Here is a 22,022-nt window from a genome sequence, read left to right as displayed (position 1 = left end):
TCTTAAAATTTAATAATATTACTTTGGTAATTTATCCCTTGTATAATCACATGGTCGTAATAATAATATAGAAAATATAAAACTATAATCCCATAATATATTAATTTTTTATTAGAATCTTTAAAAGCATATATGATCCATGTAATTAAAATTAAATTAAACAAACTAAAATAGATGTTAAATCTTGCAAAAATCCAATTTTGTGTAGCAATTAAACCAAAAACCAAATTAATAAGTGACAAATTTACAATTATATCAATTTTCGGCCAGAGTATTCTTAACTTTTCCCTTCCTAAAAACGCAATAATAACTGGAACGATATCTACGAGAACTCGCATAATATTAGCTCCACCTTCATTAAAATCACTATAATGACTATATTGTGAATCTTCTATCGCAGAAAATAAAATCTCTGAAAAATAGTTGAAACCAAACACTAGTGTGACAGCTAAAGCGATTATAAATAAGGTGAATTTTGTCCATGCTTTTCTTCTTACAATAAAATATATAGGGATTAGAATTAAGGCACTTTGATGGAAAGTAGAAGCAATTAATACAAAAATAAGATAGAATTTGAACTCTCCCTTTAATAAATACTTTAAAGAAAAGAAAATGATAGAAGCTGCAAGAAATTGTCTTATTCCATTCATTGAAACAGTAAATAATCCTGATGTAATATATACATATAAACTAATCTCTATATTTCTTGAATATTTATATAAAGTTATCCCAATAAGTAAATTAGTTACAAATGCCGTTATAAATAATAATAATTGAGGGTCTTCTGTTATATTTTTTAATATCATTTGTAAAATACTAAATCCTGGATCTTTATTATTTTGAACATATTCCCAAGTAAAATCATTCATAAGATAACTATGGGTATATGCACTAGTATCTCCAATATTTATTCTTAACCCTGAAATTAAAATTAATGATAACAATGCCAGAGCAACGAACGGCTTATAAGGTTTTGGGAAATTATTTGAAATAGGATTAGTATATCCTGCGACCAATCTGGAAGAAAAAGAAAATGAGTATACTAAAAATAAATTAATCCAAAATAAAGTCATATTTTCCACCTAGAAATCTCAAATATTTATATACTCTTTTCGTTTATAATTGAATCTTTATATCTATGGTAATTTCTAACGATAAGAGTTGGACATAATCCAATAATTAGTGGCTTTAACATAAAAAGATAATATTTTATTGGCAGCTTCAATGTTTTACATGCCAAAAAAATAAGTAAAGATAAATCTGTATAATGTTTAAATTTCCGTCTTGCAAAAGCAGAATTATCTTCTCTTACCTTATACAAAGCTTCTTGTAGGTTATAGCCTCTATATCCTTTAGCAAAAAATCTTATCCATAAATCAAAATCTTCCGCTCTTCTTGTCCGAGTAGCAACCCGATAACCATTCAATGCCATATAAGCTTCTCTTCTCATCATAATAGTAGCATGCATAAAAATTCGATTTTTAGGGATATCCTCTTTACGTGGTTCAGGTTTTCCTATTCTAATCCCGTTTTCTCCCAAATCATCAAAAGGAATCATCCCTGTACCTACCACCATATAATGTAGGTTATTGTCTAAAAAATCCACTTGCTTTTCCAATCTATTAATTAATGAAATATCATCTCCATCTTGTCTTGCAATATATTCTCCTGCTGCTATTGAAAGACATTTATTTAATGTCCCTGCAAGCTTAATATTCTCATTATTTCTTATTACAATTATTTTATTTGAATACCGTTTCGCATAATGACAAGCAATCTTATATGAACTGTCAGTTGAAGCATCATCACAAATAATTAATTCCCAATCTTTATAGGTTTGATTAATTATTGACTCAATACTTTCAGACAATGTATCTTCACAATTATATATCCCCATAATGACAGAAACCTTCGGACTTCTATGCATTTTTTCTATACACTCCCATGCTTTTTGTTCGAGTTCGTTGAATTAACAAATTTCTATCATTAAGCACATGATTCCATAGCTTTTTTTGCTCAAAATTCTCCCGTGAAAATTTTACTGCATTTTCTTTCATTAATAAGAGCAAATCCACCTCATCAAACAACTTTTTCATCGCATTAACTAATTCGCCAACCTCTCCCTTTCTAACCGTTAAACCAGTCACTCCTTTTTTCATTGCATCAATTGGCCCTGGAATATCTGTCACAATTACAGCATTCCCCATCGCTTCGGCCTCTATTACTACACTTCCAAAGCCTTCTCGATAACTCGGTAAAATAAAAACATCCATTGCAGAATAATATTTTTCTATCTCATTGGTATATCCACAAAAAATGACTGACTGACTATCTCTTGCCCAAGACATCAATTGTTGATCAATGTTATTATCATCATCATACGAACCTACAATTAATAATTTGGAATTAGGTACAAAATTTTCATAAATTATTTTATATGCTGCTATTAACTCATTTATCCCTTTGTCCTTCACTAATCTTCCACTAAAACCATATACAAATTCAGAGCCTTGAATGTTATAATATTTTCTAATTTCATTTCTCCATTCATTTTTCTTATTTATATCGAACTTTTTTATATTTACACCATTTGCACTTCCATTCCAAATAACTCTACTATTTTTAGTGGAATATAAACCTTCTTCCCTAGCAAATTGCAAATTACTGAAACTATCAGGTTCAATGTCAGTTGATAATAAACATGTAATTTTTTCAATTAGTTTAAAAATCAATCTTCTTAGACCTCTATAGCCTACATATCTTATTCCCCATTGGCAATATAGTCTTATCGGTCTACTGGCAAGCCAAGAAGCAATTGATGCATAAAACGCTGCATTTGGGGTGGAATATTGAACAATATCAAATCTTTCCCTCTTAAATAATAGGAATAGCCTCCAAATAATTATGATCATCCCTATCTCAATTCCACGTTTCATAGGAATTGGGTAATACGATATTGATTTCGGCAATTTTTTTTCTAACTCATCATCTACATCACAAACAATTGTGACATCATAGCCATTTTTTTGTAAGTAATATAATTGTTCTAAAAGAAATGCTTCAACTGTAGAAGATTTTGTTGTAACGACACAAATTGACTTTTTCTTCATTACATGCCCCTTTATACATAATTTTTAATTGTTTAGAACATACAATGTACATGTATGTTCTAAACCGAAATCAACTTCTTCTGTTTCATTTTTTCATTTGCCAATTCTAATAGCGCTTCTCTTAACTGTTTTCTGTCAAATTTTTTAAAGTTATTTATGATGTAATTTATTTCATCTATAAACAACTCAGATGTCTTCCCAATATATATTTTTGTATATATTTGTTCTTCATTAACTTCATCTTTTGTCAGCAACTCTTCAAAAAGTTTTTCCCCCGGTCTTATACCAGTAAATTCAATCCCTATATCATCAATTGAATTACCTGATAGTTTGATTAGATTTATAGCCAAATCAACGATTTTTACAGGCTCCCCCATATCAAGGACAAAGATTTCTCCACCTTTTGCTAATGCACCTGCCTGAATTACTAATCGTGCGGCTTCAGGTATTGTCATAAAATAACGAACCATATCAGGATGAGTAACAGTAACTGGTCCGCCATTTTGTATTTGCTTTTTAAATAATGGGATTACACTGCCTCTGCTTCCTAGTACATTTCCAAATCTAACGGCAACAAATTTCGTAGAGCTAATTTGATCGAAATGCTGAATGATCATTTCCGCTAATCTTTTCGTCGCTCCCATCACACTTGTCGGATTTACCGCTTTATCTGTTGATATCATTACAAATGTTTCAACACCATGTTGACTTGCTGCTTGTGCTATATTCCTAGTTCCAATTACATTGTTTTTTACTGCCTCCTCTGGATTTCGTTCCATAAGTGGGACATGTTTATGTGCAGCAGCATGATAAACGACATTAGGTTGATAAATATCTACGACAGATAGTAGTTTTTCATAATCTTGTAAATCAGCAATTTCAGTAATAAATTCAATTCCTTTGTTTTTACATGATTCTTTTAGTTCCATTTCTATTGAGTAAATGCTATTCTCCCCATGACCTAATAAGACTAATCTCTTTGGGCTAAAATTTGAAATTTGCCTACAAATTTCTGATCCAATTGACCCGCCGGCACCTGTTACAAGCACCACCTTATTTGTTATAGAATCACTAATACTTGTCATGTCTAATTCAATTGTTTCTCTACCTAATAAATCCTCAACTTGAACATCTCGAAATTGATTAACTGACACTTTTCCTGTCATAATGTCCTCTAGCATTGGAATCATTTGCGTTTTTGCAGTTGTTTTTGCGCATTCCTTAAAAATAAAATTAAGCTGCTTCTTATTTAAAGATGGAATAGCTATTACGATATTTTCAATTTTGTATTTAACTGATAGTAGTGGTATATCCTTCACACCACCTATTACGGGTATTCCAAATATATCTAGCTTCTGTTTCTTTTGATTATCATCGATAAAAGCTACTGGTAATAATTCTGCATCTGGATTTGATAAAAGCTGTCTTACTACCATAGTTCCAGCAGAGCCTGCTCCTACGATTAGGGTTCGCTTTTTGTTTACTGTTGGTTTTAAATAGTTATCGCGATAGATTCTCCATATAAATCGCGATCCTCCGATTAATAATAAATGTGTCATCCATGTAACAACTAGTACGCGATAGTTAGCTTGCTGGTAAGCAATCACTTGAACAATTGCTGTTGTAAAAATAGAGAAAGAGATAACCTTAAATATACTTAATAACTCTCCAATGCTTGCATACTCCCATGCCTTTTTATAAAGGTTGTAAACGAATGAAAAAATATGATGACAAATCAATAAGGTTACTGCACTTAGTAGCATTGCAGAAGTAGGAGTGGTTGATACCTGATTAAATAATAAATGGCTTAAAAAAATAGTTGATAAGACAATGCAGGAGTCTAAGCTAATTAAGAAATATAACCTACTTTTATAGGTCATTTTATTTCCTCCTTTCAAGTTAAATTGGTTTTAATCTATAGGAATAAACAAGCTTCTCCTTACTAACTTTTATAGTTTTATGAATGAACAAATTATATAGCTAACATTATGGGAAAACTCTCGGAAATATATTTTCTTCATATCATTTGCTTCCTTCAAAATTCCCGCAAAAATATCTCACAGTTGAGATATCTTTGCGGGAATTTTAAATAAATGGGCATTTAACCCGCCCTCACACCACACTCTTGACAACTCGTGTCTAAGGTTTCTTCAACCCACAGCATGGCCGAGTACCTCCATTTATAAAGGTTAGGAGATATCACCTATACAAATACTATTTCATTCGTTCTTAATAAAGAACCGATCGTTATAATAAAAGAACAAAGCGGTTAATTTCGTTCATTTAATATAACACCTAATACCTTTGCTCTTACTAAATTTAATAACCGGTTCGCCTCAATCGCTTTTTCTCTATCTGTTTTACCACTCGTTAATACTAAAATCACCCCATCACACTGACCGGCAAGTAATTTAGTATCGGTTGTTTCAAGTACAGGAGGAGAATCAAATAGAATTACATCGTATTCATCAGTTATTTCCTTAATAAATTGACTCATTGCTTTAGAACCGATCAATTCCGCTGGATTAGGAGGAGTTATACCACTAGGTAAAACTTCAAGTTGACCAATTTGAGTTTGTATTATTGCATCTTCTATCGTTGCCTTTCCAATTAAAACTTCTGATAGACCTAATGCATCTTTTAGGTTAAAAGTAGAATGTACTGTCGGTCTTCGCAAGTTAGCGTCAACTAACAAGACCTTATCCCCTTGTTGAGAAAGTGAAATGGCCAAATTAATTGCGGATGTAGTTTTTCCCTCTCCATGTGATGGAGATGTGATGATTAATGTTTTGTGTTTTTTATTAATAGAGGAAAATTGTATATTTGTTCGTATTGTTCGAAACTGTTCTGCAATTTGTGAGCTTGGATTAGAATATGAGACAAAATGACGTTTTGAATTTTCCCTTACTGATTTTTTCTTGTTTATCCTAAGAACCAAGAGTCTCACCTCTATACATAAGTTTGTCGTTTTTCCTTTTATTTTGCATATTTTTCTTTTTCATAGTTGAGACTGAACCTAACACTGGAATACCTAATAACTCTTCAACCTCATCTTCTTTTCTTATACTATTGTTTAGTGATTCCAATAGGAAAGCTAACCCTACCCCTATAACGATACCACCTAAAATCGATATAACGATATTTCGGTTTTGGCTCTGATTTATTGGAGTATGATTTACCTTAGCTTCTGATAACGGTTTTACATCATTAAATCCCATAATTTTTGGAATTTCTTCTTTATAGGTTTCCGCTACAACATTTGCTATCAGAGCAGCTTGCTCCGGATCCTTATCTGTAATAGTAATCGTTACAACTGATGAATTATCTATAGTTCCTACATCAATTTTCCCTGCCAGTATTTCTGACGTATAAGGTAAATCAAGTTTACTAACAACTTTATCTAGTACTGTAGTATCCTTGATAATGACCTTTAATGTTGTAATTAAATTGACATCAGCTGATCCAAAAATAATTCTGTTCGTAGATTGATACAAAGGAGTGAAGGTTGAAATCGTGTAATAGGTACCTAAAGAGGTTGTTATAAAAGTAATCATAATAATGATCCATATATATCGTTTTAATACAATGAATATTTCTCTAATATCGATTTCCTTTATTTTCTTTTGCTCTTTTTTATGTTTATCTTCTAGATCTGGAAAACTAGACATATAATTTATCCACCTACTTTTTATCATTAAATACCTTTAACCGAGTTCGTTCTCTCTATAACTTAGAATAGTTCACTATAAAGAACAAGTCAATGTTTTTTCTTATAAATCAATATTTTTATTGATCACCATTTTACCCTTCTCCGAATGCACAAAAATAAATATAAGCTATATTACCTATTTTTAAAAACTCTGAAAATTTACCATTTTTTCGTTAAAAAGAACAAATTACTTCTATTCTCTTCTACTTACTCTTTATATCATACAATTATGTTATTTTATTAAGAACAATTTGTTTCATATAATGAATTTAGTTAGTATAAATTTGGTAAAAGAATATAAGGAGAACCGTATATGGTTGGAGAACGATTAAAGGAGTTGAGACTTGAGAAGGGATATTCTATAAGTGAGTTAGCTGAGTTAGCAGGAGTTTCAAAATCATACTTAAGCTACATTGAACGTGATGTACAAAAAAATCCCTCGCTTCAATTTTTAAAGAAGATTGCTTCAACACTTGAAATAGATGTTGAAGATTTATTAGGCTCAACGTCAGGAAGTCAATCGAAGGAATTTATTTTAGATGATGAATGGAGCAGGTTACTAAACAAAGCTATTGAAGAAGGAATGAGCAAAAAAGATTTCGAAGAGTTCCGTGACTATTTAAAATTCAAAAAATGGCAGGAAGAGAAAAAATAAGAGGACAAACTTATTCAGGAGGACAAGGTCAAAATGGATAATCCAGAGAAGAATATTCAATTAGTAGATTTAGACATTGAATGGGTAGAATTAATAAAAGAGGCAAAACAAATTGGATTGTCATTTGATGAAATTCTCCTTTTTCTTCAAAATGGACATGCTGCAAAATAAGCAATTAAATGACTTAGGACCTCTCGAATAGTGAGAGGTCTAACCAAAGTATTTCACTTTTTCTAACTGATATGCTATTTCCATCCTCTAACCATTCGACTTTTTGTTTCCCACAATAATGAATTATTATTATCCGTTCTCCTAATAAGATATAACACCACTAAGTATAGATCTTAACAGATTGGAAAAAATAAGTAATAAGGGTGGTGTTTATATTGAAAAGGTGGGTTTTTTGTATTTCTTTTTTATTAGGACTTACACTCACACAAGGATTTGAATTAAGTCACAGTCTTGCTGCTTCCTCTGAATCTTGGGAAGATGTTGCTGTTAAAGAAACAAAAAAGAGGTATCCGCTATCACAGGTATTGTTTTCTCAAAAAATATGGGATAAATCTAAAAAAGATATTACAGTCAAACAATATCGTCTTACATTAAGAGAAGGCTTGCAAGACTTTGCCGTATATACTACGATCACATATGATTCAAATTCTGGAAAAATTAAAACAGTTCAAGTAATCCCAGAGGCATAAAAACATCTTTCTCATTAAAATTTCATTGGAAAAAGGCAAACTTTTTAATTGGTTTGCCTTTTTCCAATGTCTAATTATTTCACTCATCGTTTTTCCGTTTTTTTACAAACAATTTTATTGAGAAAGGTAAAACGCCAAACCACCTATTTGTATAGAAGGTCGACGATGTCTCGCCTAACTTTTTCTCCTCTCGTTGTTGCTTTCTCGTTTCCTTTGGAGTATCCATAAATTTTACGATTTGTTGAGTAAGATACTTAACATAATCATTTGTAGACAAAATCAAAACTCCTTAATTATAAGTTTCTGATTTTAGTTATGACCAATTTCTACCTTTTTTAATCGTAAAATCATGTCTTTTACAATCTCAGCTATACTTTTGTTTCCTGTTTCAATTTTAATAGTGCAATCTTCATAAAATGATTTGCGTGATAGATATAATGAAGCAAGCTGTTGTTTCGACTTTTTACTTGCAATCGGGCGATTTGGATCAGCATGAATACGCTCATATACCACGTCAATCTCAGCATGTAGTAAAATTATTTGGCCGTTATTTTTCATTAGTTCACGATTTTCTCTCTTAATGACTATGCCTCCACCAGTAGTTATGATGACATTCTCACTAGGAAGAGTTTTTAAAATTTCAGTTTCGAGTTCACGAAAATACGCTTCTCCATATTGTTCGAAAATTTGTTTAATCGTTAAGCCTTGCTTTTTTTCAATCTCTTTATCTGTATCAATGACAGGTAAACTTAGTTCGATTCCAAGCTGTTCCCCTATAGTCGTTTTACCTGCTCCCATAAACCCAGTTAAATATATTGCCTTCACCAAAAATTCCTCCACGGTTTTCTTTAACAATAACATAATCTTTAATATTCAGACCATACAATCATTTCATTTTTCGCGATATCGTATTGATATTTTGCCGTATAGTCTTTATTTTTTAATGTAGTGCATTTCAACTGAACCTCATATATTTCGGGTGATACCTTCACAAAGGAATACGTTATTTCACCAATGCTTGTACTTTTATAAATAGTCTTCTCATTATCAGCCTCTGTTGCTTGTAACTGTTTTAATGAATCTTCCACTGCTATGAGCATTAACTGATCAACAATATAGTATTGCTCAGTTTCACTATAGAACTTTTTTTCACTAATTGCTGCGGTTGAAATATGAGTAATGATCAGTAAGCAAAAGAAAATAACAACCATTGTTGTTGGTAAAATAAATCCTTCATCTTTTCTCATACTTTCAAATCCTTAAATATTCGAAATATATGTTCATAATCTTTCCCAAAATTACTAAAGACTTTTATTTTTATCCCATCTTCTATTTTATTTAATTCAATATCTTTTACTCGAAATAGATAGATTTCATGCCCTTTTCCATTTACTTGTCTGCGAATTAAATTTTTATATTGCTGGACTGTTACAATCTCTCCTAATTTATTCTTAAATGAGAGCTGTTCATCCTTAACTTGAATATCAGTTGCATCCTTCAATTCCCGATGTAATTGAACAGTAAAAAGCTCCCATTCAAAAGGCTTTAAGTCATGTGAATGCTGTGAATGACTCATAAGAAAATGAAAAACCATTGAGAGAGAAGAAATAATAATAGCGTAAACTATGAAGGATAGTAACATGTTCAAAAAGGTACATCCTTGTTCATTTCGATAATAATAAACAAGCTTTTTTCTCTTTATTATTTGCACTCTCCCAAAAAACACATGGTTTACTATAAGCTTCTTCCTCCTCCCATTTTAATTTATAAACAATATTATCCTTTGTTAGTACTTCATCATGCATTTCAGCTTTTTGGAATGCTGCATGCTGTACTTTTTCATGAAGTAGCTTATACGCAGTAATGGATTGTTTCGTATTTACTCTTTCAATTGTTATCATGATAACTTGCGGAATTAATAAAGATGTAATAATCGTCCATATACTAAAGGCTGCAAGGGTTTCTGAAAAGGAGAATCCTTTACTACAATTCTTCAATATTTAATCTCCCCTTTCCAAGATAAAAGGTGACTTTATACGTACGATTGTTATAGGTAATGAGCAAAGAGCCACTCGTCTGAATTGCTCCGTTTGCTCGAAATGTAACCCGATTTTTCATCGTACCACCTTCAATTTTTATGCCCTGATGATAATTCCTAACAATTAATGCCCCCGCTAATTTACTTTGTTCAATCGTATACTGATAACGATCTCCTCTGAATAATATATAAATCGTCTCCTCATTAAGAAGAGCATATTGTTGAGCGTACATCATATCCTTTTCAAATTGATCAAAAAACGTTTCTATAATTTTGGCTTGGTGGATTGGAACTAAATTTGCTATTAGAACAAAACTCATGATACTTACGATTGAAAGTACAACTAATGCTTCTATCAAAGTATAACCTTGATTGTTACTGACCTTCTCCACTAGCAGTAACCTCTCCATCAGCACCAATAATAATGCTATTTCCATTTGGACAGACAGGAGCCTGCTCTCCCTTTAAGTAACCAGCATTAAGCAAATCATCCATCTTAGGTGTTTTATTATTGTCAATTTTATAAGCCGTAACCTGTGCTTGTACCATATTAACTAATCCTTCGCAGCCTTTCTTTTGGATTCTACTATTATGTTTTGTAACGTTTGGAATTGTAATTAGCAATAATATCGTAATAACTAGTAATACAACTAACATTTCAATTAATGTAAAACCCTTTTGATCTTTCATTTTTTCCTCCTCAAATACTTTCCATCATTTTATACATCGGCAATAACATAGATAAGTAGACAAATAATACTATGATGCCAACAAAACCATATATTGTCGGCTGTATGACCATGGTTATTCTATTCAATTTACTTTCTAGCCTTTCAATGACAAATTGACTATACATATATAACTCTCTTGCTAATTGACCATTAGCCTGTCCGTGTAAAATAACCTGCGAGAGCTCCTTTTCATAAAAATCACGCTCATAAATTATTTGATGCAACCCTGTGCCAGCTTTTAATTTTTGAATTAGAATTTTTGCTTCAACTTGATAAAAAGGCATAATTCTTTGTTTTTCAAATGTTTTCAGGCTTTCAAAAATTGACATCCCACCACGTAATAAATTACTTAGCTGTAATGCAAAAAAGTAGCTAAATATCATTACAAAAAACGACTTTAAAATAGGAATTTTCAGTATAATGTTCATTTTCTCTTCACTGGATTTTTTCTTATATGAGGTAAAATAATATATAACTAAAACTATAAAAGACATAAAAACAAAAATCGCCAACCATCGAAGTGACGAAAATATAAGTAATAGAAATTGCGAGAAGAATGAAGACTCGATGTTCATAGAGGAATATAGTTGTTCAAACTGTGGAGTTATAACCGATTGAACAAATCCAAGAATAACAAAGACGGTAATAATTAAAAATATTGGATAGCGAAGAATTTTAAATAATTGATCTAAATGGGTTATTTTTTTATGAAGTATTTCACTGCCCTCTTTTAATGCAAATTCCAAATCACCATGCTCTTCAGCGAAATACAAATAGCTTAGTACATCACGGTGAAAACGAAGGATAGTGAAGGCTTTCCTAAGTGAATAGCCTGCAGTCAGCTGTGACAAGCAAATATTCAAATCATCTTTTTTCTTTCCTTTTTCATTTACATATAGAAAATTTAAAGCCTCATTTAGTGTATAACCTTTCTCTAATAAAGTACTTAATCTTTTTAGCAGTGTTGCTTGCTCTTTAATACTCCATACATGTTTAATCTTCATAGTTATATACCCAACGATCATATGAGTTTGGATATAAATAACCTAATGCGATCCCTTTTTTAATCACATCCTTTAATGTAGGATATCGGTATACAGTTGATTCTCCTTTCGCTTCCTTAACAACTGCTGCTAAATTCCTGCCATATAAGATTTCATATACACTTAACCTTCTATTTTTTCGAAGCTTTCGACAAAATGGGGAACATGGCCCTTCACAAAAAGGACATTTTATTTGAACGAGTCGTTGGGCAGTAACAGCAATTAAAGTCTGCTCAATCTCCGATAAACTAACATCAAATTCAAGCAATCTATATATCGCCCCTTTTGCATCTCTCGTATGCATTGTAGAAAGTACTAAATGTCCTGTTAAGCTTGCCCTTATCGCGATTTGTGCCGTTTCCCTATCGCGGATTTCACCAACCATAATAATATCTGGGTCATGTCTTAAAATAGCTTTTAAACCTGTAGCGTAGGTAATTCCTGCCTTTTCATTTACTTGAACTTGCAATACCTCATCACTTCTTGTTTCAACAGGATCTTCGAGCGTGATAATATTTCGATTGAAATGTCGTTTTGCATAGTGCATAAGTGAATAAAGAGTAGTCGTTTTCCCTGAACCAGTTGGTCCAGTAAAAATCATCAGTCCGTGTGAGTGGTTTAATATCGATAATAACTTTTTCGTCGTTGTTTGAAATAGCGCTAATTCCCCAATCGCTGGAATTTTTCCTTGTGGTAAAATTCGGATTACTAAGCTTTCTTCATAAATAGTAGGCAACGTTGATAAGCGTAGGTGGACATTTATGTTTGGCGTCTCTAGAGAAAGCGCACCACTTTGAGGTCTTCTTCGTTCACCTATATCCATCGATGCTAAAAATTTCAGATGAGAGATAATTCTGTCACATATTTCTTTTTTCATCGAATGCTTTTCGATTAGTTCATCATCAACCCGAAAATGTATTTGTGTTTCTTGTGCCTTTGGAATTAAATGAATATCTGACGCATGTAACGCACATGCCTCCTCAATTAATCGTTCACTTAATTGTTCAATTGCTTGCATATCGTCATCTCCCTTCTATTTGTATATTTACAAGGTAATTGTACAAAATAATAAAAGGAAGAGCATCTTACAAAAAAAGTATTATTCATCAAAACAATTTTGTTTTCTAATGGTCTTTTATAGAATGATATGGTCAATTGTTCAAAAATTCAGGATATAAAATCTAATTTATTATCTTTTTCCATAGTACACATCATTTTTAATTTGGAGAAGGAAATGTAAACGCTATTTACAATTATGGGAAAGGTACATTATAATAATGAAAGTGGCAGTTTCTTATACATGAGGATGATTTGTCTAAAGCTATTATAAACGTTGTTATTACATCACATAAGAATGACTCATGTATTAAAACAACATGGCAGTTTGTGGCAAAACCAACAAAGGGAGGAATACATATGGATCGTATGTTCCGAGTATTAGGTTTTTGGACAGGAATCTTCGCAGTCATGTTTTATCTTGGAGACATGAAGACTACTTCCTTACTATTTTTCGGGCAAACAGGGTTTTTCGTCTTTTTATCTTACTTAAAATTAACTGAACGTATGTACATTTATATCTTTGGTGCATATTTAACTATTTTCTTTGTCGGATTTACGTATTGGACAACATTTATGATGATTCCAGGACAAGGTGCTGGTCATTAAATTTTATGAATAAAAAAAGAAACAGGCAGCTTTTTACTGCCTGTTTCTTTTTTGTTAGACCTCGCTATTCAAAGCTGTACTTACTCACTTTGACATACTCCTCTACTTAGGAAACTCACTTAGTTCTTATAACTAATTTTAAAATCCATTCAAAAATGGATTTCCTTCCATTTCTAATTCTATCGTTGTATCCGGTCCGTGACCTGATAATACAAGTGTTTCTTCTGGTAGTGTTAATAACTTTTCATGAATGCTTTTGAGTAATGTTTCATGATTACCTCCAGGCAAGTCAGTTCTCCCAATACTTCCTGCAAACAATGCATCTCCAGAAAAGACAATTCCGGACTGAATATCATAATATGAAACACTTCCTGGTGAATGACCTGGTGTTTCAAAAACTCTCAGCTTAAAATTCCCTATTTCTATCATTCCTTCATCTTTAATAAGATGATCTGGCTCAGATGCCTTAATTTTCCCAGCCATAAAATATTCTGACCCATTTAATGATGGATTCGTTAGCCAATCCTTTTCATTTTTATGTACATAAACCGGAATTTTCCATTCATTTCGGATATCGTCTACAGCTCCTATATGATCAAAATGAGCATGTGTTAACAAAATTGCTAGAGGTTTTAAATGTTGTTGTTGTATAATACTCGTCAGTTTTTGTGCTTCACCACCTGGATCAATTATTAAACATTCCTTATTGCCATTGGTATATAAATAACAATTTGTTTGAAGTGGGCCTAGTGGTATTTGTCTCCAATTCATTTTAAACAACTCCTATTTGATGAATTACTCTTATTTTACACTTATTTTTTCAGGGTTCAAGCTTTACATTTAGCAGTTTGATTTGTCGTTCCTTTGGGTATTCTATTAGTAAACTATGGCAAATGAATCCAAAATTAACTCGACAAAGCTAATGAAACCGATTAAAATATTATAAGGAATTGTTTGTATCTTCTCCTTTTTTTACATGGTACAATGAATATAATTTATATAGCGTAAGGGGGCTTTTTAATGGGTTTAGTAATTATTTTCGGACTTGTTACCATTCTTGCTATTTTTGGATTGATTCGTTCATTAAAAGAAAAAAACTTTCTTGGGATGATTTTTGCGTTCGGTGCTTTGGCTGTGTTCGGATGGTTTGCAGTTATGACTGTATTAAACAACGGATTCCCTACTACACACTAATGCATACATAACTTTTATGCTTTTGAATTAAAACGCTATCATTTAGAAGAAGGTACATCTGTGATAAACAATTGTAGCTTTAAAAGAGGCTGTCTCAATCAAGGGATATAAATCCCCAATGAGTCAGCCTCTCTTTAATTATTATAAGTGCTTTTGAACACTTTCCAATTTTCCTTGCATTGTTGTATTTTTATCGCGGCGATCATCAATACGAATATTAGTAGCTACTCGATTAATGCCCATGCTGAAAGGTGCTTCATGAATAGCCTTAATAACTTCAAATAGAGTTGATAATTCTCCTTCAATAATAGTATTCATAGGTGTTAATTGATACGTAATCTTCTCCTCAAGCTCATACTTTTTTAAGATCGTCTGAATATTAGCCACATATTTACTTACACTAGGATCGTTAGTTCCAATAGGAATTACTGTTACATCTACTATAGCCATGATCATCTTTTCCTTTCTTATTCACTATTTGAATGTTATTAAATCCACTAGTTTTTTGTTTTTTAAATCAATCATATACTCAAATCTTGGGCCGTATAATGCATAATCCCCGTTAGGAGATAATTTAAATTGATAATTTTCAAGGCCTTCAATTAATACTTTCTTTTCTTTTGTTTCAATATTATACGATATTAAAGAATAAGAAGTATTTTCCTCATTTACTTCTAATAAGTAAAAAACTTGTTTATCTTCATTATAATCCTGGTATGGAATTGACCAATCTGAATAAAGTGACACCACTCTTGTTGGCAACTCATTTATTAGCTTCATTGTACTTAATTCATAAAACTTTATAGATGCATTTCCTTTATCATCGAAAACTTCAACCGTAGTCATAACATTTGAATAATTAGTATTTGTTAACACATTATTTGCAAAAAGTGACTCTTCTTTCATTTTTCGATCATAGATATACATTGGTGCAGTTAAAGTTGGTACATCCTGATTCCACTTCAAATAGGAAATTTTAGTATCCCCAACCCATTGCATAAAAGGAATCTTAACTGGATTATCTGTTATAGACTTTTCCGTAGTATTTATAATATATGTATTATATGTCCAATCCTCATTAAAACTAGACACAAATAATTCTTCATGATTAAGCTGATTCCAAGTAAATTCTAATTCAAATGACTGAATTTTTGTATTATATTGTATTTCACCTTTTTCATCTAATATGATTAAATTAGCTTCATATGTTGTAGGACTTGTATGTACTAAAAACAAGGAATGGTTGCTATTTGCTTCAAACTGTACTATCGGTGCTTCAGAACGGAAAAATATAGAAGAATCTCCAGTATATATATTATAGGAATGGATCGTTGACCCATTTGCTGTATTAGTAATGTAAAAGATTGATTCCTCATCTTTCCAATCAGCTACTGAATGGAATACACTTTCATCTATTTCAGTAGAAATAACTTCATCATGTTTACTTTGCTGATTAGATTCCTCTCTCGACTTTTGTACATCCTCCGTAGGTGGAAGATCCTTATTTTTCTCTTGTTGATGAGATGATACACAGCCTGCACAAAGAAGTAACGTGAACATAAGGAGAAAAACCAACTTAATTAATCTCATCAACTCTCATTTTCACCTCTCTATTTGTCGTTATTAATTTTTCTAAAAGATTGCTGTTTTACAGGAAAAATAAATAGGTTGATTATGCGGAACTAGTGAAGCATACACATAGGCAAAGAGCGCCGAGTTAGCTATGCAGTCCCGCGGAAATCAACCACTCTCTGTTTTTACCAAATTTATTGCGAAAACAGCCTATCTTATAGTAAATCTTCTTCTACTTATTAATACGTATTACATGAGATTTTGTTTCATAAACTTATGAAATTTACATAAATAATGCAGCCAAAAATATTCCTTTGCTTTTTGTATACATTTCATCAAACTGTTCAAAAGGCAATGGATTTACACCTAGTCCTAATTCAATAGTAAATCCCGACTTTTCATATTCATTGACGAACCAGTCTCGAAAACCAGCGTGACTATCAATATTTCTTATAGCTTTATATCCGCTTAATCTTTCAAATTCCGCAACAATTTGGCCAGCTTCATTGGGCTCTTTCCCTAAGTAACCCCAATAAATTTCTTCTCCCTGTGTATGAAAAGCAAGGACACGGTCAAATTGCCGTTTCTGAACTATATCTGCTAATGCAATTGCTTCCGGTTCTGTTAACGGGGCATCTCCTGGATAATCACGTGGGGCAGGACCTTTAGGTATTTTTCTCTCTTTTTCGATCTCCCAATTAGCGGGGTATTGATTATTCAAATCAACGCCTCTAATGTTTGCCTTCCATTGTGAAAAATCAAGGCTATAGCCATTTATTTCAAGAATTAACTTATTGTACTTTGAGTTATTTGGTAAGCCATTCCGAACAAGATCAACACCATCTGGATTAACCATTGGCACAAATGAGAGAGTTACCTCTTTATATAAAGAACTGCAGCAATTGCCATCTAAAAGCTGATTATTAACTAAAGATGCCAAAAAGTTCTTTAACCAATACATCATAATACTTGTTGTAATCCACTCATTTGCATGAAAGGATCCGTTCATATGAATCTTTTTAGGACCATTTCCAATTTTTAATTCTACTATTGGTTTTCCTAAAACACTATAGCCTATTATTTCCTTTTGTAAAAATGGATATAAAGTAACTAATTGATTCAGTTCAGAATATAATTCTAATGAATCATAAGGTTTTTTAGTATTAAGAATTGTACCATTTCCCTGCGTTTCATGCATTATTTTTATGTCATTGTTCATAAGTTCTACATATTCACTACTTATGTCCAACACTGACTCCTTATAAGGTATTAACAAATACGTATCTTCGTTAATAAGTCCAGATTGTAAGTTTTTCAGTTTTTTATTACTATCCAAAATTAAACGTTTATCTAATTGGAGCAGTATCGATAAATCATTTAATGATATTTTCCTTTTAATGTAAAAGAGCATTACGTACCAACCTCCATCGTTATGTATTGTTATAAAAATGCTAAATATTATAGGTCAATTTAATAATATTGATCTATACTATTCAATTTCATATTAGCTTTGACTTTTCATATATATTCAATTTTTAAGTTAATATACAACAGATCTAAAACATCCTTAAATCACGTTGTAGAACATCGCTTTTTTCAATCAAAGGCTATGTTAAAGCTTACTGTTGCTTCTTAACACTTTGTTAAGTGAGAGAATGCATAAGATGCGTGTCGAAGAGAGACACTCTGCACTTAATGCTACAGGAGCCTCCATACCCAATTGCTAAAAGCAAAGACTGCAAGAGGGAAATAAAAAACCAAGATTAGCAGCACCAACATAAAAAAGCTGACCTCGCCAGTTTATTCCATAAAGGAACTAGCATAAAGTCAGCTTTCTTAATTATTATTTATTATCATTTGTTTTCGTATTACTTTTTACTTCAGTGGATTCTCCCTGTTTACCGTAAAAGCGTAATAAATCACCATAGATGATTTCATCCGAATAGCTTAATTCCTGTTTAGCCTTTTCCATATAAGGCTCACAAACCGCTTCCTCGACTTCCTCACCTGTTGCTTTGTCATAACATACGCCACGAGTATAAACATTATTTTCAGTTATAAAGCTTCCATCTCTTAATGCTGCAAATGATAGTTTTTCGTCAGAGAAGGCATCTGAACCAAATTGAATCTGATCAGAAGTATCAATACCAAGTAAGCTCATAATTGTAGGACGAATATCAATTTGTCCAGTTACTTTTGATATTGTCTTTGGTTCTTTATCAGTAACTCCAGGTATATGAACAATAAACGGAACACGCTGTAATTGGATTGTTTCAAATGGAGTAATTTCTTTTCCTGTAAATTGCTCCATTGCTTTATTATGGTTCTCAGAGATACCATAATGGTCACCATATAGAATGATGATTGAATTTTCATATACATCGGTTTGCTTTAATTTCTCAAAGAAATGCTTAACACCCTCATCCATATATCGCACTGTCGGGATATATTGATTTAGTGTTTTACTATTTGAGTCAAATTCATCAATCATTTTATCCTCTTCCCCAAGATCAAATGGGAAATGGTTTGTTAATGTAATAAGTCTTGTGTAGAACGGCTGTGGAAGATTATCTATATGTTGAACAGTTTGCTCAAAAAAGTCGATATCTTTTAATCCCCAACCAATCGAATTGTCCGCTGTCACTTCATAATCATTAACATCAAAGAAACGTTCATAACCTAAAGTTTCATACATTATGTCACGATTCCAGAAGCTCTTATTATTAGCATGAAAAATTGTTGAATAATATCCATGATCCTTTAATAACTCAGGCGTAGCAGTATATTCGTTACTACTGTTTGTAAAGTATACTGCACCACGTCCTAATGGATACAATGAGTTATCGACAATAAACTCTGAATCTGATGTTTTCCCTTGCCCAGTTTGATGGTAGAAATTATCAAAATAGTAGCTTTCTCCAATCAAATCATTTAGGAATGGAGTAATTTCCTGGCCATTTACTTTCTCATTAATGACAAAACTTTGTAGTGATTCTAATGAAATTAAAATCACATTTCGACCTTTTGCTACTCCAAATAAATCTTCAGAAGGCTCCTTACGGTTTGCATTTACATAGTTTTCAATTTCAGTCAAATTATCACTATCTGCTAGCGCTCTTTGTGCCGTAGTTTTCGATTGTAAAAATGCGTCATAAATATGGAAATTATAAACACTAATATTCTTAACAAGAATTTCTCTGTCAAATGTACGTGTTAGTAATTGAGGTCTTTCAGTTTCTGCTAAACCTAAGTTAAAGAAAAATATTGCCGCTACTAATAAAAAATATGCTGATTTTTCTTTTTTAGTTAATTGAGAATCTGATTTAAAGGTTGGTTTTTTCAATAACCAAAATAATATTACTAAATCGACGAGCATTAACAAGTCTGTAGGTAAAAATAAACTACTAATACTACTTCCTAAATCCCCCATATTACTTGTCTGAAATAAGACCGGAATTGTTAAGAAATCATTGTAGAATCGATAAAATACCATATTTGCGAGTAAAAGTATTGTCACAAAAATACTAGCACCAAAAATATATCGATTCCGATTCTTTTCTTTCATAAACAATCCAATTCCGAATATGAAAAGTAAAAAACTTAAAGGGTTAATGAATAGAATAAACTCTTGTTTAAAGTTTTCAATTTTAATATCAAAGCTAGTTTTATAGACAATATATGTTTTAATCCACATAAAAAGCGTTGCTATTAATAAAAATGAAATTTTCGAAAAAGATTTCTTACGCATAAATAACCTCCTCATCCCACAGGACAATAGCGCTTTCGTTTTATCTCTCATGTTTTCCATATATTAGGTATACAATAAAACAACTAAAACATATCTTAATACTTCTTTTACAAAAAATCAATCCTTTTTAATATTGTCATAACAAACACATGATAGAATTATAATCTATACTTTATTCCAATAACCTAATTATTAGACGTATGAGTTGAAAAAAAGTTTCGTTTTTATAAAAGTTTTAATATTCAGAATATACAAAAATAAGAAATGAGAACAACAAGGTTGAACTCATTTCTTATTTTGTTTATTACCTATTTATTTAATAATTTCGTTTTTACTAGCCATGCTCCTCCAATTACTCCCGCATCATTACCTAATGTGGCAACAGTAATTGTTGCTGCATCACCAACACGAGGAAAAGCGAAACGTTTAAAATAATGTTCAACTTTTTTTATAAGCTTATCACCAGCTTTTGAAACTCCACCACCGATAACAATTTTTTCAGGATTTAAGCCATTTGCAACATTAGCTAACATTAAACCTAAATGAAACGTTACATAGTCAATAATTTCTTCCGCTATAGCATCCTTTTTCTCTAGTGCATCAAAGACATCCTTCGAGGTTAAATTACCACTTGCTTCAAGGATCTCCCTTAGAATACTTTGTTTTTCACTTGTTGATAGCTTCTCTTTTGCCACCCTAACAATTCCCGTTGCAGATGCGATGGTTTCGATACATCCTGTCTTTCCACAATTACATGGTGCTCCACCATCTGGAACAACAGTAATATGCCCGATTTCTCCACCAGCTCCATTAACACCATGGATGACCTCTCCATTTGAAATAAGTCCTCCCCCAACACCTGTTCCAAGCGTCACGCATATCAGGTCTTTCGCACCATCTCCAGCACCTTTCCACATTTCACCAAGTGCAGCGATATTTGCATCATTATCAATTATAGCTTGTAAACCCGTTTCTAATTCGAGATGGTCTCGTAGTGGGTAGTTTTTCCAACCTAGATTAACAGTTTCGTAAATAAGGCCACTTTCAAGATTAACAGGTCCTGGCGCCCCCATACCAATTCCAGCCAGCTTCTCTTTTGTAAAACCTAACTCTGTTAATTTAGTATCAATTGATTTAGCAATATCTGTCGTAATTTCCTTTCCAGTTTTATCAGTAGGTATCTCCCATTTTTCTACAATTTCACCATAATAATTAATAAACGCCATTTTAATTGTAGTTCCACCTAAATCAACACCGACTAACCATTGTTCATTCATTCTATTCACCTTTTCCTCTATTTATATATTCATCTACCCGAAACCGTTTTCAATCAAAGGAAATAATAAACCTTTTTCTTTTTTTGCTGACTAGCTAGTATCCGATTTCACTTACCCTTTTAATCTTTGCACTTCGCTTCTTAAGAGTAAAATCGCCATTTGATAGTCATTTGGTTCTATTAAGTTTGACTGATATAATTGTCTAACTTCTTCTTCCATCAACTCTAAATCAGCTATTCGATCCCCTACATAAATAATAATTCCAAACTTCTTCAATAGCTGTTGTACATCATAAATCGTTTTCAATTGATCACCTACTAAACATTAACTTTCACTAATAATCGTTAATTAGAAATGCCTAATTTAAAGTATAAAGGAATTGAAATACTCGTCAAGGAATCGTTAACAATAAAATGAAAACTTCATAAAAAAAAGAATTGTCATCTAAATGACAATTCTACAGATTGAAGACAAAAGGCATTTGGGAAAGCTTTCTTTCCCAAATGCCTTTTTAATTTTTGATTTTCTTCTTAGAATCTATCTTAAAAATAAGTGTAAATTGCCTATTATTCATATTTT

General features: G+C 31.9%; 27 protein-coding genes. 5 read left to right on the top strand and 22 right to left on the bottom strand.

Annotated elements, in window-relative coordinates; translation table 11 throughout:
* Window positions 1–2: 2 nt before the first annotated feature.
* From ACTJJ9_RS15755 to ACTJJ9_RS15730, 6 genes are all read right to left on the bottom strand, one after another.
* A complete protein-coding gene (locus tag ACTJJ9_RS15755; RefSeq protein WP_145585367.1) occupies window positions 3–1,073 on the bottom strand; it encodes an EpsG family protein in 1,071 nt (356 codons plus the stop codon).
* 26 nt (window positions 1,074–1,099) lie between these two features.
* On the bottom strand, window positions 1,100–1,927 hold the full coding sequence (locus tag ACTJJ9_RS15750; RefSeq protein WP_440768713.1) for a glycosyltransferase family 2 protein: 828 nt from the start codon (window positions 1,925–1,927) through the stop codon (window positions 1,100–1,102).
* Complete coding sequence (locus ACTJJ9_RS15745; protein ID WP_440768712.1) at window positions 1,920–3,110, bottom strand: glycosyltransferase family 4 protein; 1,191 nt, start codon at window positions 3,108–3,110, stop codon at window positions 1,920–1,922. The genes ACTJJ9_RS15750 and ACTJJ9_RS15745 overlap by 8 nt, the downstream gene beginning before the upstream one ends.
* Before the next feature lie 59 nt (window positions 3,111–3,169).
* Window positions 3,170–4,990: a nucleoside-diphosphate sugar epimerase/dehydratase gene (locus tag ACTJJ9_RS15740; protein WP_145581505.1), complete on the bottom strand. Its 1,821-nt coding sequence runs from the start codon at window positions 4,988–4,990 to the stop codon at window positions 3,170–3,172.
* 389 nt (window positions 4,991–5,379) lie between these two features.
* Window positions 5,380–6,048 (bottom strand): CpsD/CapB family tyrosine-protein kinase, encoded by a 669-nt coding sequence (locus tag ACTJJ9_RS15735; protein WP_145581504.1) that lies wholly within the window; start codon window positions 6,046–6,048, stop codon window positions 5,380–5,382.
* The gene (locus ACTJJ9_RS15730; protein ID WP_145581503.1) at window positions 6,038–6,778 is read right to left on the bottom strand and encodes a Wzz/FepE/Etk N-terminal domain-containing protein; all 741 of its coding nucleotides are present in this window, start codon (window positions 6,776–6,778) and stop codon (window positions 6,038–6,040) included. The genes ACTJJ9_RS15735 and ACTJJ9_RS15730 overlap by 11 nt, the downstream gene beginning before the upstream one ends.
* A 354-nt stretch (window positions 6,779–7,132) precedes the next feature.
* On the opposite strand from ACTJJ9_RS15730, the gene ACTJJ9_RS15725 reads away from it, so the two are divergent.
* The 3 genes from ACTJJ9_RS15725 (at window position 7,133) to ACTJJ9_RS15715 (ending at window position 8,175) form a co-directional block, all read left to right on the top strand.
* Complete coding sequence (locus tag ACTJJ9_RS15725; RefSeq protein WP_095299829.1) at window positions 7,133–7,474, top strand: helix-turn-helix domain-containing protein; 342 nt, start codon at window positions 7,133–7,135, stop codon at window positions 7,472–7,474.
* A gap of 33 nt (window positions 7,475–7,507) precedes the next feature.
* Window positions 7,508–7,645, top strand: a complete 138-nt coding sequence (locus ACTJJ9_RS15720) for an anti-repressor SinI family protein (protein WP_095299828.1) — start codon at window positions 7,508–7,510, stop codon at window positions 7,643–7,645.
* A gap of 215 nt (window positions 7,646–7,860) precedes the next feature.
* Window positions 7,861–8,175, top strand: a complete 315-nt coding sequence (locus tag ACTJJ9_RS15715; protein ID WP_170944311.1) for a DUF3889 domain-containing protein — start codon at window positions 7,861–7,863, stop codon at window positions 8,173–8,175.
* Window positions 8,176–8,254: 79 nt separating this feature from the next.
* On the opposite strand, the gene ACTJJ9_RS15710 is transcribed toward ACTJJ9_RS15715, so the two are convergent.
* The 9 genes from ACTJJ9_RS15710 to comGA are packed head-to-tail and all read right to left on the bottom strand — an operon-like array spanning window position 8,255 to window position 13,005.
* A complete protein-coding gene (locus ACTJJ9_RS15710) occupies window positions 8,255–8,452 on the bottom strand; it encodes a YqzE family protein (RefSeq protein ID WP_145581502.1) in 198 nt (65 codons plus the stop codon).
* Window positions 8,453–8,484: 32 nt separating this feature from the next.
* Window positions 8,485–9,000, bottom strand: coding sequence for a shikimate kinase (locus ACTJJ9_RS15705; RefSeq protein WP_145581501.1), 516 nt, complete (start codon window positions 8,998–9,000; stop codon window positions 8,485–8,487).
* A gap of 41 nt (window positions 9,001–9,041) precedes the next feature.
* Entirely contained in the window at window positions 9,042–9,422 is a 381-nt protein-coding gene (comGG, locus tag ACTJJ9_RS15700; protein ID WP_440768711.1) for a competence type IV pilus minor pilin ComGG, read from the bottom strand.
* A complete protein-coding gene (gene comGF / locus ACTJJ9_RS15695; RefSeq protein WP_255451845.1) occupies window positions 9,419–9,886 on the bottom strand; it encodes a competence type IV pilus minor pilin ComGF in 468 nt (155 codons plus the stop codon). The genes comGG and comGF overlap by 4 nt, the downstream gene beginning before the upstream one ends.
* Entirely contained in the window at window positions 9,840–10,172 is a 333-nt protein-coding gene (comGE, locus tag ACTJJ9_RS15690; RefSeq protein ID WP_145581499.1) for a competence type IV pilus minor pilin ComGE, read from the bottom strand. The genes comGF and comGE overlap by 47 nt, the downstream gene beginning before the upstream one ends.
* Window positions 10,159–10,605 (bottom strand): competence type IV pilus minor pilin ComGD, encoded by a 447-nt coding sequence (gene comGD, locus ACTJJ9_RS15685; RefSeq protein WP_186324173.1) that lies wholly within the window; start codon window positions 10,603–10,605, stop codon window positions 10,159–10,161. The genes comGE and comGD overlap by 14 nt, the downstream gene beginning before the upstream one ends.
* Window positions 10,589–10,903, bottom strand: a complete 315-nt coding sequence (gene comGC, locus ACTJJ9_RS15680; RefSeq protein WP_095299820.1) for a competence type IV pilus major pilin ComGC — start codon at window positions 10,901–10,903, stop codon at window positions 10,589–10,591. The genes comGD and comGC overlap by 17 nt, the downstream gene beginning before the upstream one ends.
* Before the next feature lie 10 nt (window positions 10,904–10,913).
* Window positions 10,914–11,948 carry a competence type IV pilus assembly protein ComGB gene (gene comGB, locus ACTJJ9_RS15675; protein ID WP_170944309.1) on the bottom strand — a complete coding sequence of 345 codons (1,035 nt, stop codon included), beginning with the start codon at window positions 11,946–11,948 and terminating at the stop codon, window positions 10,914–10,916.
* Window positions 11,938–13,005, bottom strand: a complete 1,068-nt coding sequence (comGA, locus tag ACTJJ9_RS15670) for a competence type IV pilus ATPase ComGA (protein WP_145581497.1) — start codon at window positions 13,003–13,005, stop codon at window positions 11,938–11,940. The genes comGB and comGA overlap by 11 nt, the downstream gene beginning before the upstream one ends.
* Window positions 13,006–13,403: 398 nt before the next feature.
* Here comGA and ACTJJ9_RS15665 point away from each other — a divergent pair, with 398 nt between their 5' ends.
* Window positions 13,404–13,652, top strand: a complete 249-nt coding sequence (locus ACTJJ9_RS15665; protein WP_095299925.1) for a DUF2626 domain-containing protein — start codon at window positions 13,404–13,406, stop codon at window positions 13,650–13,652.
* 138 nt (window positions 13,653–13,790) lie between these two features.
* On the opposite strand, the gene ACTJJ9_RS15660 is transcribed toward ACTJJ9_RS15665, so the two are convergent.
* A complete protein-coding gene (locus tag ACTJJ9_RS15660; RefSeq protein ID WP_145581496.1) occupies window positions 13,791–14,423 on the bottom strand; it encodes an MBL fold metallo-hydrolase in 633 nt (210 codons plus the stop codon).
* 249 nt (window positions 14,424–14,672) lie between these two features.
* Between ACTJJ9_RS15660 and ACTJJ9_RS15655 the strand changes: the two genes are divergently transcribed.
* Window positions 14,673–14,846, top strand: a complete 174-nt coding sequence (locus ACTJJ9_RS15655) for a DUF2759 domain-containing protein (RefSeq protein WP_095299816.1) — start codon at window positions 14,673–14,675, stop codon at window positions 14,844–14,846.
* 141 nt (window positions 14,847–14,987) lie between these two features.
* Here the strand turns inward: ACTJJ9_RS15655 and ACTJJ9_RS15650 are convergent, their stop codons facing one another.
* The 6 genes from ACTJJ9_RS15650 to ACTJJ9_RS15625 all read right to left on the bottom strand — a co-directional run bounded on the left by ACTJJ9_RS15650 (window position 14,988) and on the right by ACTJJ9_RS15625 (window position 21,749).
* Window positions 14,988–15,296 carry an MTH1187 family thiamine-binding protein gene (locus ACTJJ9_RS15650; RefSeq protein ID WP_095299815.1) on the bottom strand — a complete coding sequence of 103 codons (309 nt, stop codon included), beginning with the start codon at window positions 15,294–15,296 and terminating at the stop codon, window positions 14,988–14,990.
* Window positions 15,297–15,320: 24 nt separating this feature from the next.
* Window positions 15,321–16,436, bottom strand: a complete 1,116-nt coding sequence (locus ACTJJ9_RS15645) for a hypothetical protein (RefSeq protein WP_440768719.1) — start codon at window positions 16,434–16,436, stop codon at window positions 15,321–15,323.
* Between the two features lie 265 nt (window positions 16,437–16,701).
* Entirely contained in the window at window positions 16,702–17,829 is a 1,128-nt protein-coding gene (locus ACTJJ9_RS15640; RefSeq protein WP_145581494.1) for a M14 family metallopeptidase, read from the bottom strand.
* A gap of 432 nt (window positions 17,830–18,261) precedes the next feature.
* Entirely contained in the window at window positions 18,262–20,166 is a 1,905-nt protein-coding gene (locus ACTJJ9_RS15635) for an LTA synthase family protein (protein WP_145581493.1), read from the bottom strand.
* Between the two features lie 308 nt (window positions 20,167–20,474).
* Window positions 20,475–21,443, bottom strand: coding sequence for an ROK family glucokinase (locus ACTJJ9_RS15630; protein ID WP_095299811.1), 969 nt, complete (start codon window positions 21,441–21,443; stop codon window positions 20,475–20,477).
* 111 nt (window positions 21,444–21,554) lie between these two features.
* A complete protein-coding gene (locus ACTJJ9_RS15625) occupies window positions 21,555–21,749 on the bottom strand; it encodes a YqgQ family protein (protein WP_095299810.1) in 195 nt (64 codons plus the stop codon).
* Between the last annotated feature and the right edge of the window lie 273 nt (window positions 21,750–22,022).

The sequence above is a fragment of the Metabacillus sp. 22489 genome, from assembly GCF_052044855.1.
GTDB classification, from domain to species: domain Bacteria; phylum Bacillota; class Bacilli; order Bacillales; family Bacillaceae; genus Metabacillus; species Metabacillus niabensis.
This window is presented reverse-complemented; position numbering and strand designations above follow the sequence as displayed.

Excerpts from the sequence above, each read along its gene's own strand:
- ACTJJ9_RS15755 (WP_145585367.1), bottom strand. The coding sequence starts at position 1,073 with ATGACTTTATTTTGGATTAATTTATTTTTAGTATACTCATTTTCTTTT.
- ACTJJ9_RS15750 (WP_440768713.1), bottom strand. The coding sequence starts at position 1,927 with ATGCATAGAAGTCCGAAGGTTTCTGTCATTATGGGGATATATAATTGT.
- ACTJJ9_RS15745 (WP_440768712.1), bottom strand. The coding sequence starts at position 3,110 with ATGAAGAAAAAGTCAATTTGTGTCGTTACAACAAAATCTTCTACAGTT.
- ACTJJ9_RS15740 (WP_145581505.1), bottom strand. The coding sequence starts at position 4,990 with ATGACCTATAAAAGTAGGTTATATTTCTTAATTAGCTTAGACTCCTGC.
- ACTJJ9_RS15730 (WP_145581503.1), bottom strand. The coding sequence starts at position 6,778 with ATGTCTAGTTTTCCAGATCTAGAAGATAAACATAAAAAAGAGCAAAAG.
- ACTJJ9_RS15725 (WP_095299829.1), top strand. The coding sequence starts at position 7,133 with ATGGTTGGAGAACGATTAAAGGAGTTGAGACTTGAGAAGGGATATTCT.
- ACTJJ9_RS15720 (WP_095299828.1), top strand. The coding sequence starts at position 7,508 with ATGGATAATCCAGAGAAGAATATTCAATTAGTAGATTTAGACATTGAA.
- comGG (WP_440768711.1), bottom strand. The coding sequence starts at position 9,422 with ATGAGAAAAGATGAAGGATTTATTTTACCAACAACAATGGTTGTTATT.
- comGC (WP_095299820.1), bottom strand. The coding sequence starts at position 10,903 with ATGAAAGATCAAAAGGGTTTTACATTAATTGAAATGTTAGTTGTATTA.
- comGB (WP_170944309.1), bottom strand. The coding sequence starts at position 11,948 with ATGAAGATTAAACATGTATGGAGTATTAAAGAGCAAGCAACACTGCTA.
- comGA (WP_145581497.1), bottom strand. The coding sequence starts at position 13,005 with ATGCAAGCAATTGAACAATTAAGTGAACGATTAATTGAGGAGGCATGT.
- ACTJJ9_RS15665 (WP_095299925.1), top strand. The coding sequence starts at position 13,404 with ATGGATCGTATGTTCCGAGTATTAGGTTTTTGGACAGGAATCTTCGCA.
- ACTJJ9_RS15660 (WP_145581496.1), bottom strand. The coding sequence starts at position 14,423 with ATGAATTGGAGACAAATACCACTAGGCCCACTTCAAACAAATTGTTAT.
- ACTJJ9_RS15655 (WP_095299816.1), top strand. The coding sequence starts at position 14,673 with ATGGGTTTAGTAATTATTTTCGGACTTGTTACCATTCTTGCTATTTTT.
- ACTJJ9_RS15650 (WP_095299815.1), bottom strand. The coding sequence starts at position 15,296 with ATGGCTATAGTAGATGTAACAGTAATTCCTATTGGAACTAACGATCCT.
- ACTJJ9_RS15645 (WP_440768719.1), bottom strand. The coding sequence starts at position 16,436 with ATGAGATTAATTAAGTTGGTTTTTCTCCTTATGTTCACGTTACTTCTT.
- ACTJJ9_RS15640 (WP_145581494.1), bottom strand. The coding sequence starts at position 17,829 with ATGCTCTTTTACATTAAAAGGAAAATATCATTAAATGATTTATCGATA.
- ACTJJ9_RS15635 (WP_145581493.1), bottom strand. The coding sequence starts at position 20,166 with ATGCGTAAGAAATCTTTTTCGAAAATTTCATTTTTATTAATAGCAACG.
- ACTJJ9_RS15630 (WP_095299811.1), bottom strand. The coding sequence starts at position 21,443 with ATGAATGAACAATGGTTAGTCGGTGTTGATTTAGGTGGAACTACAATT.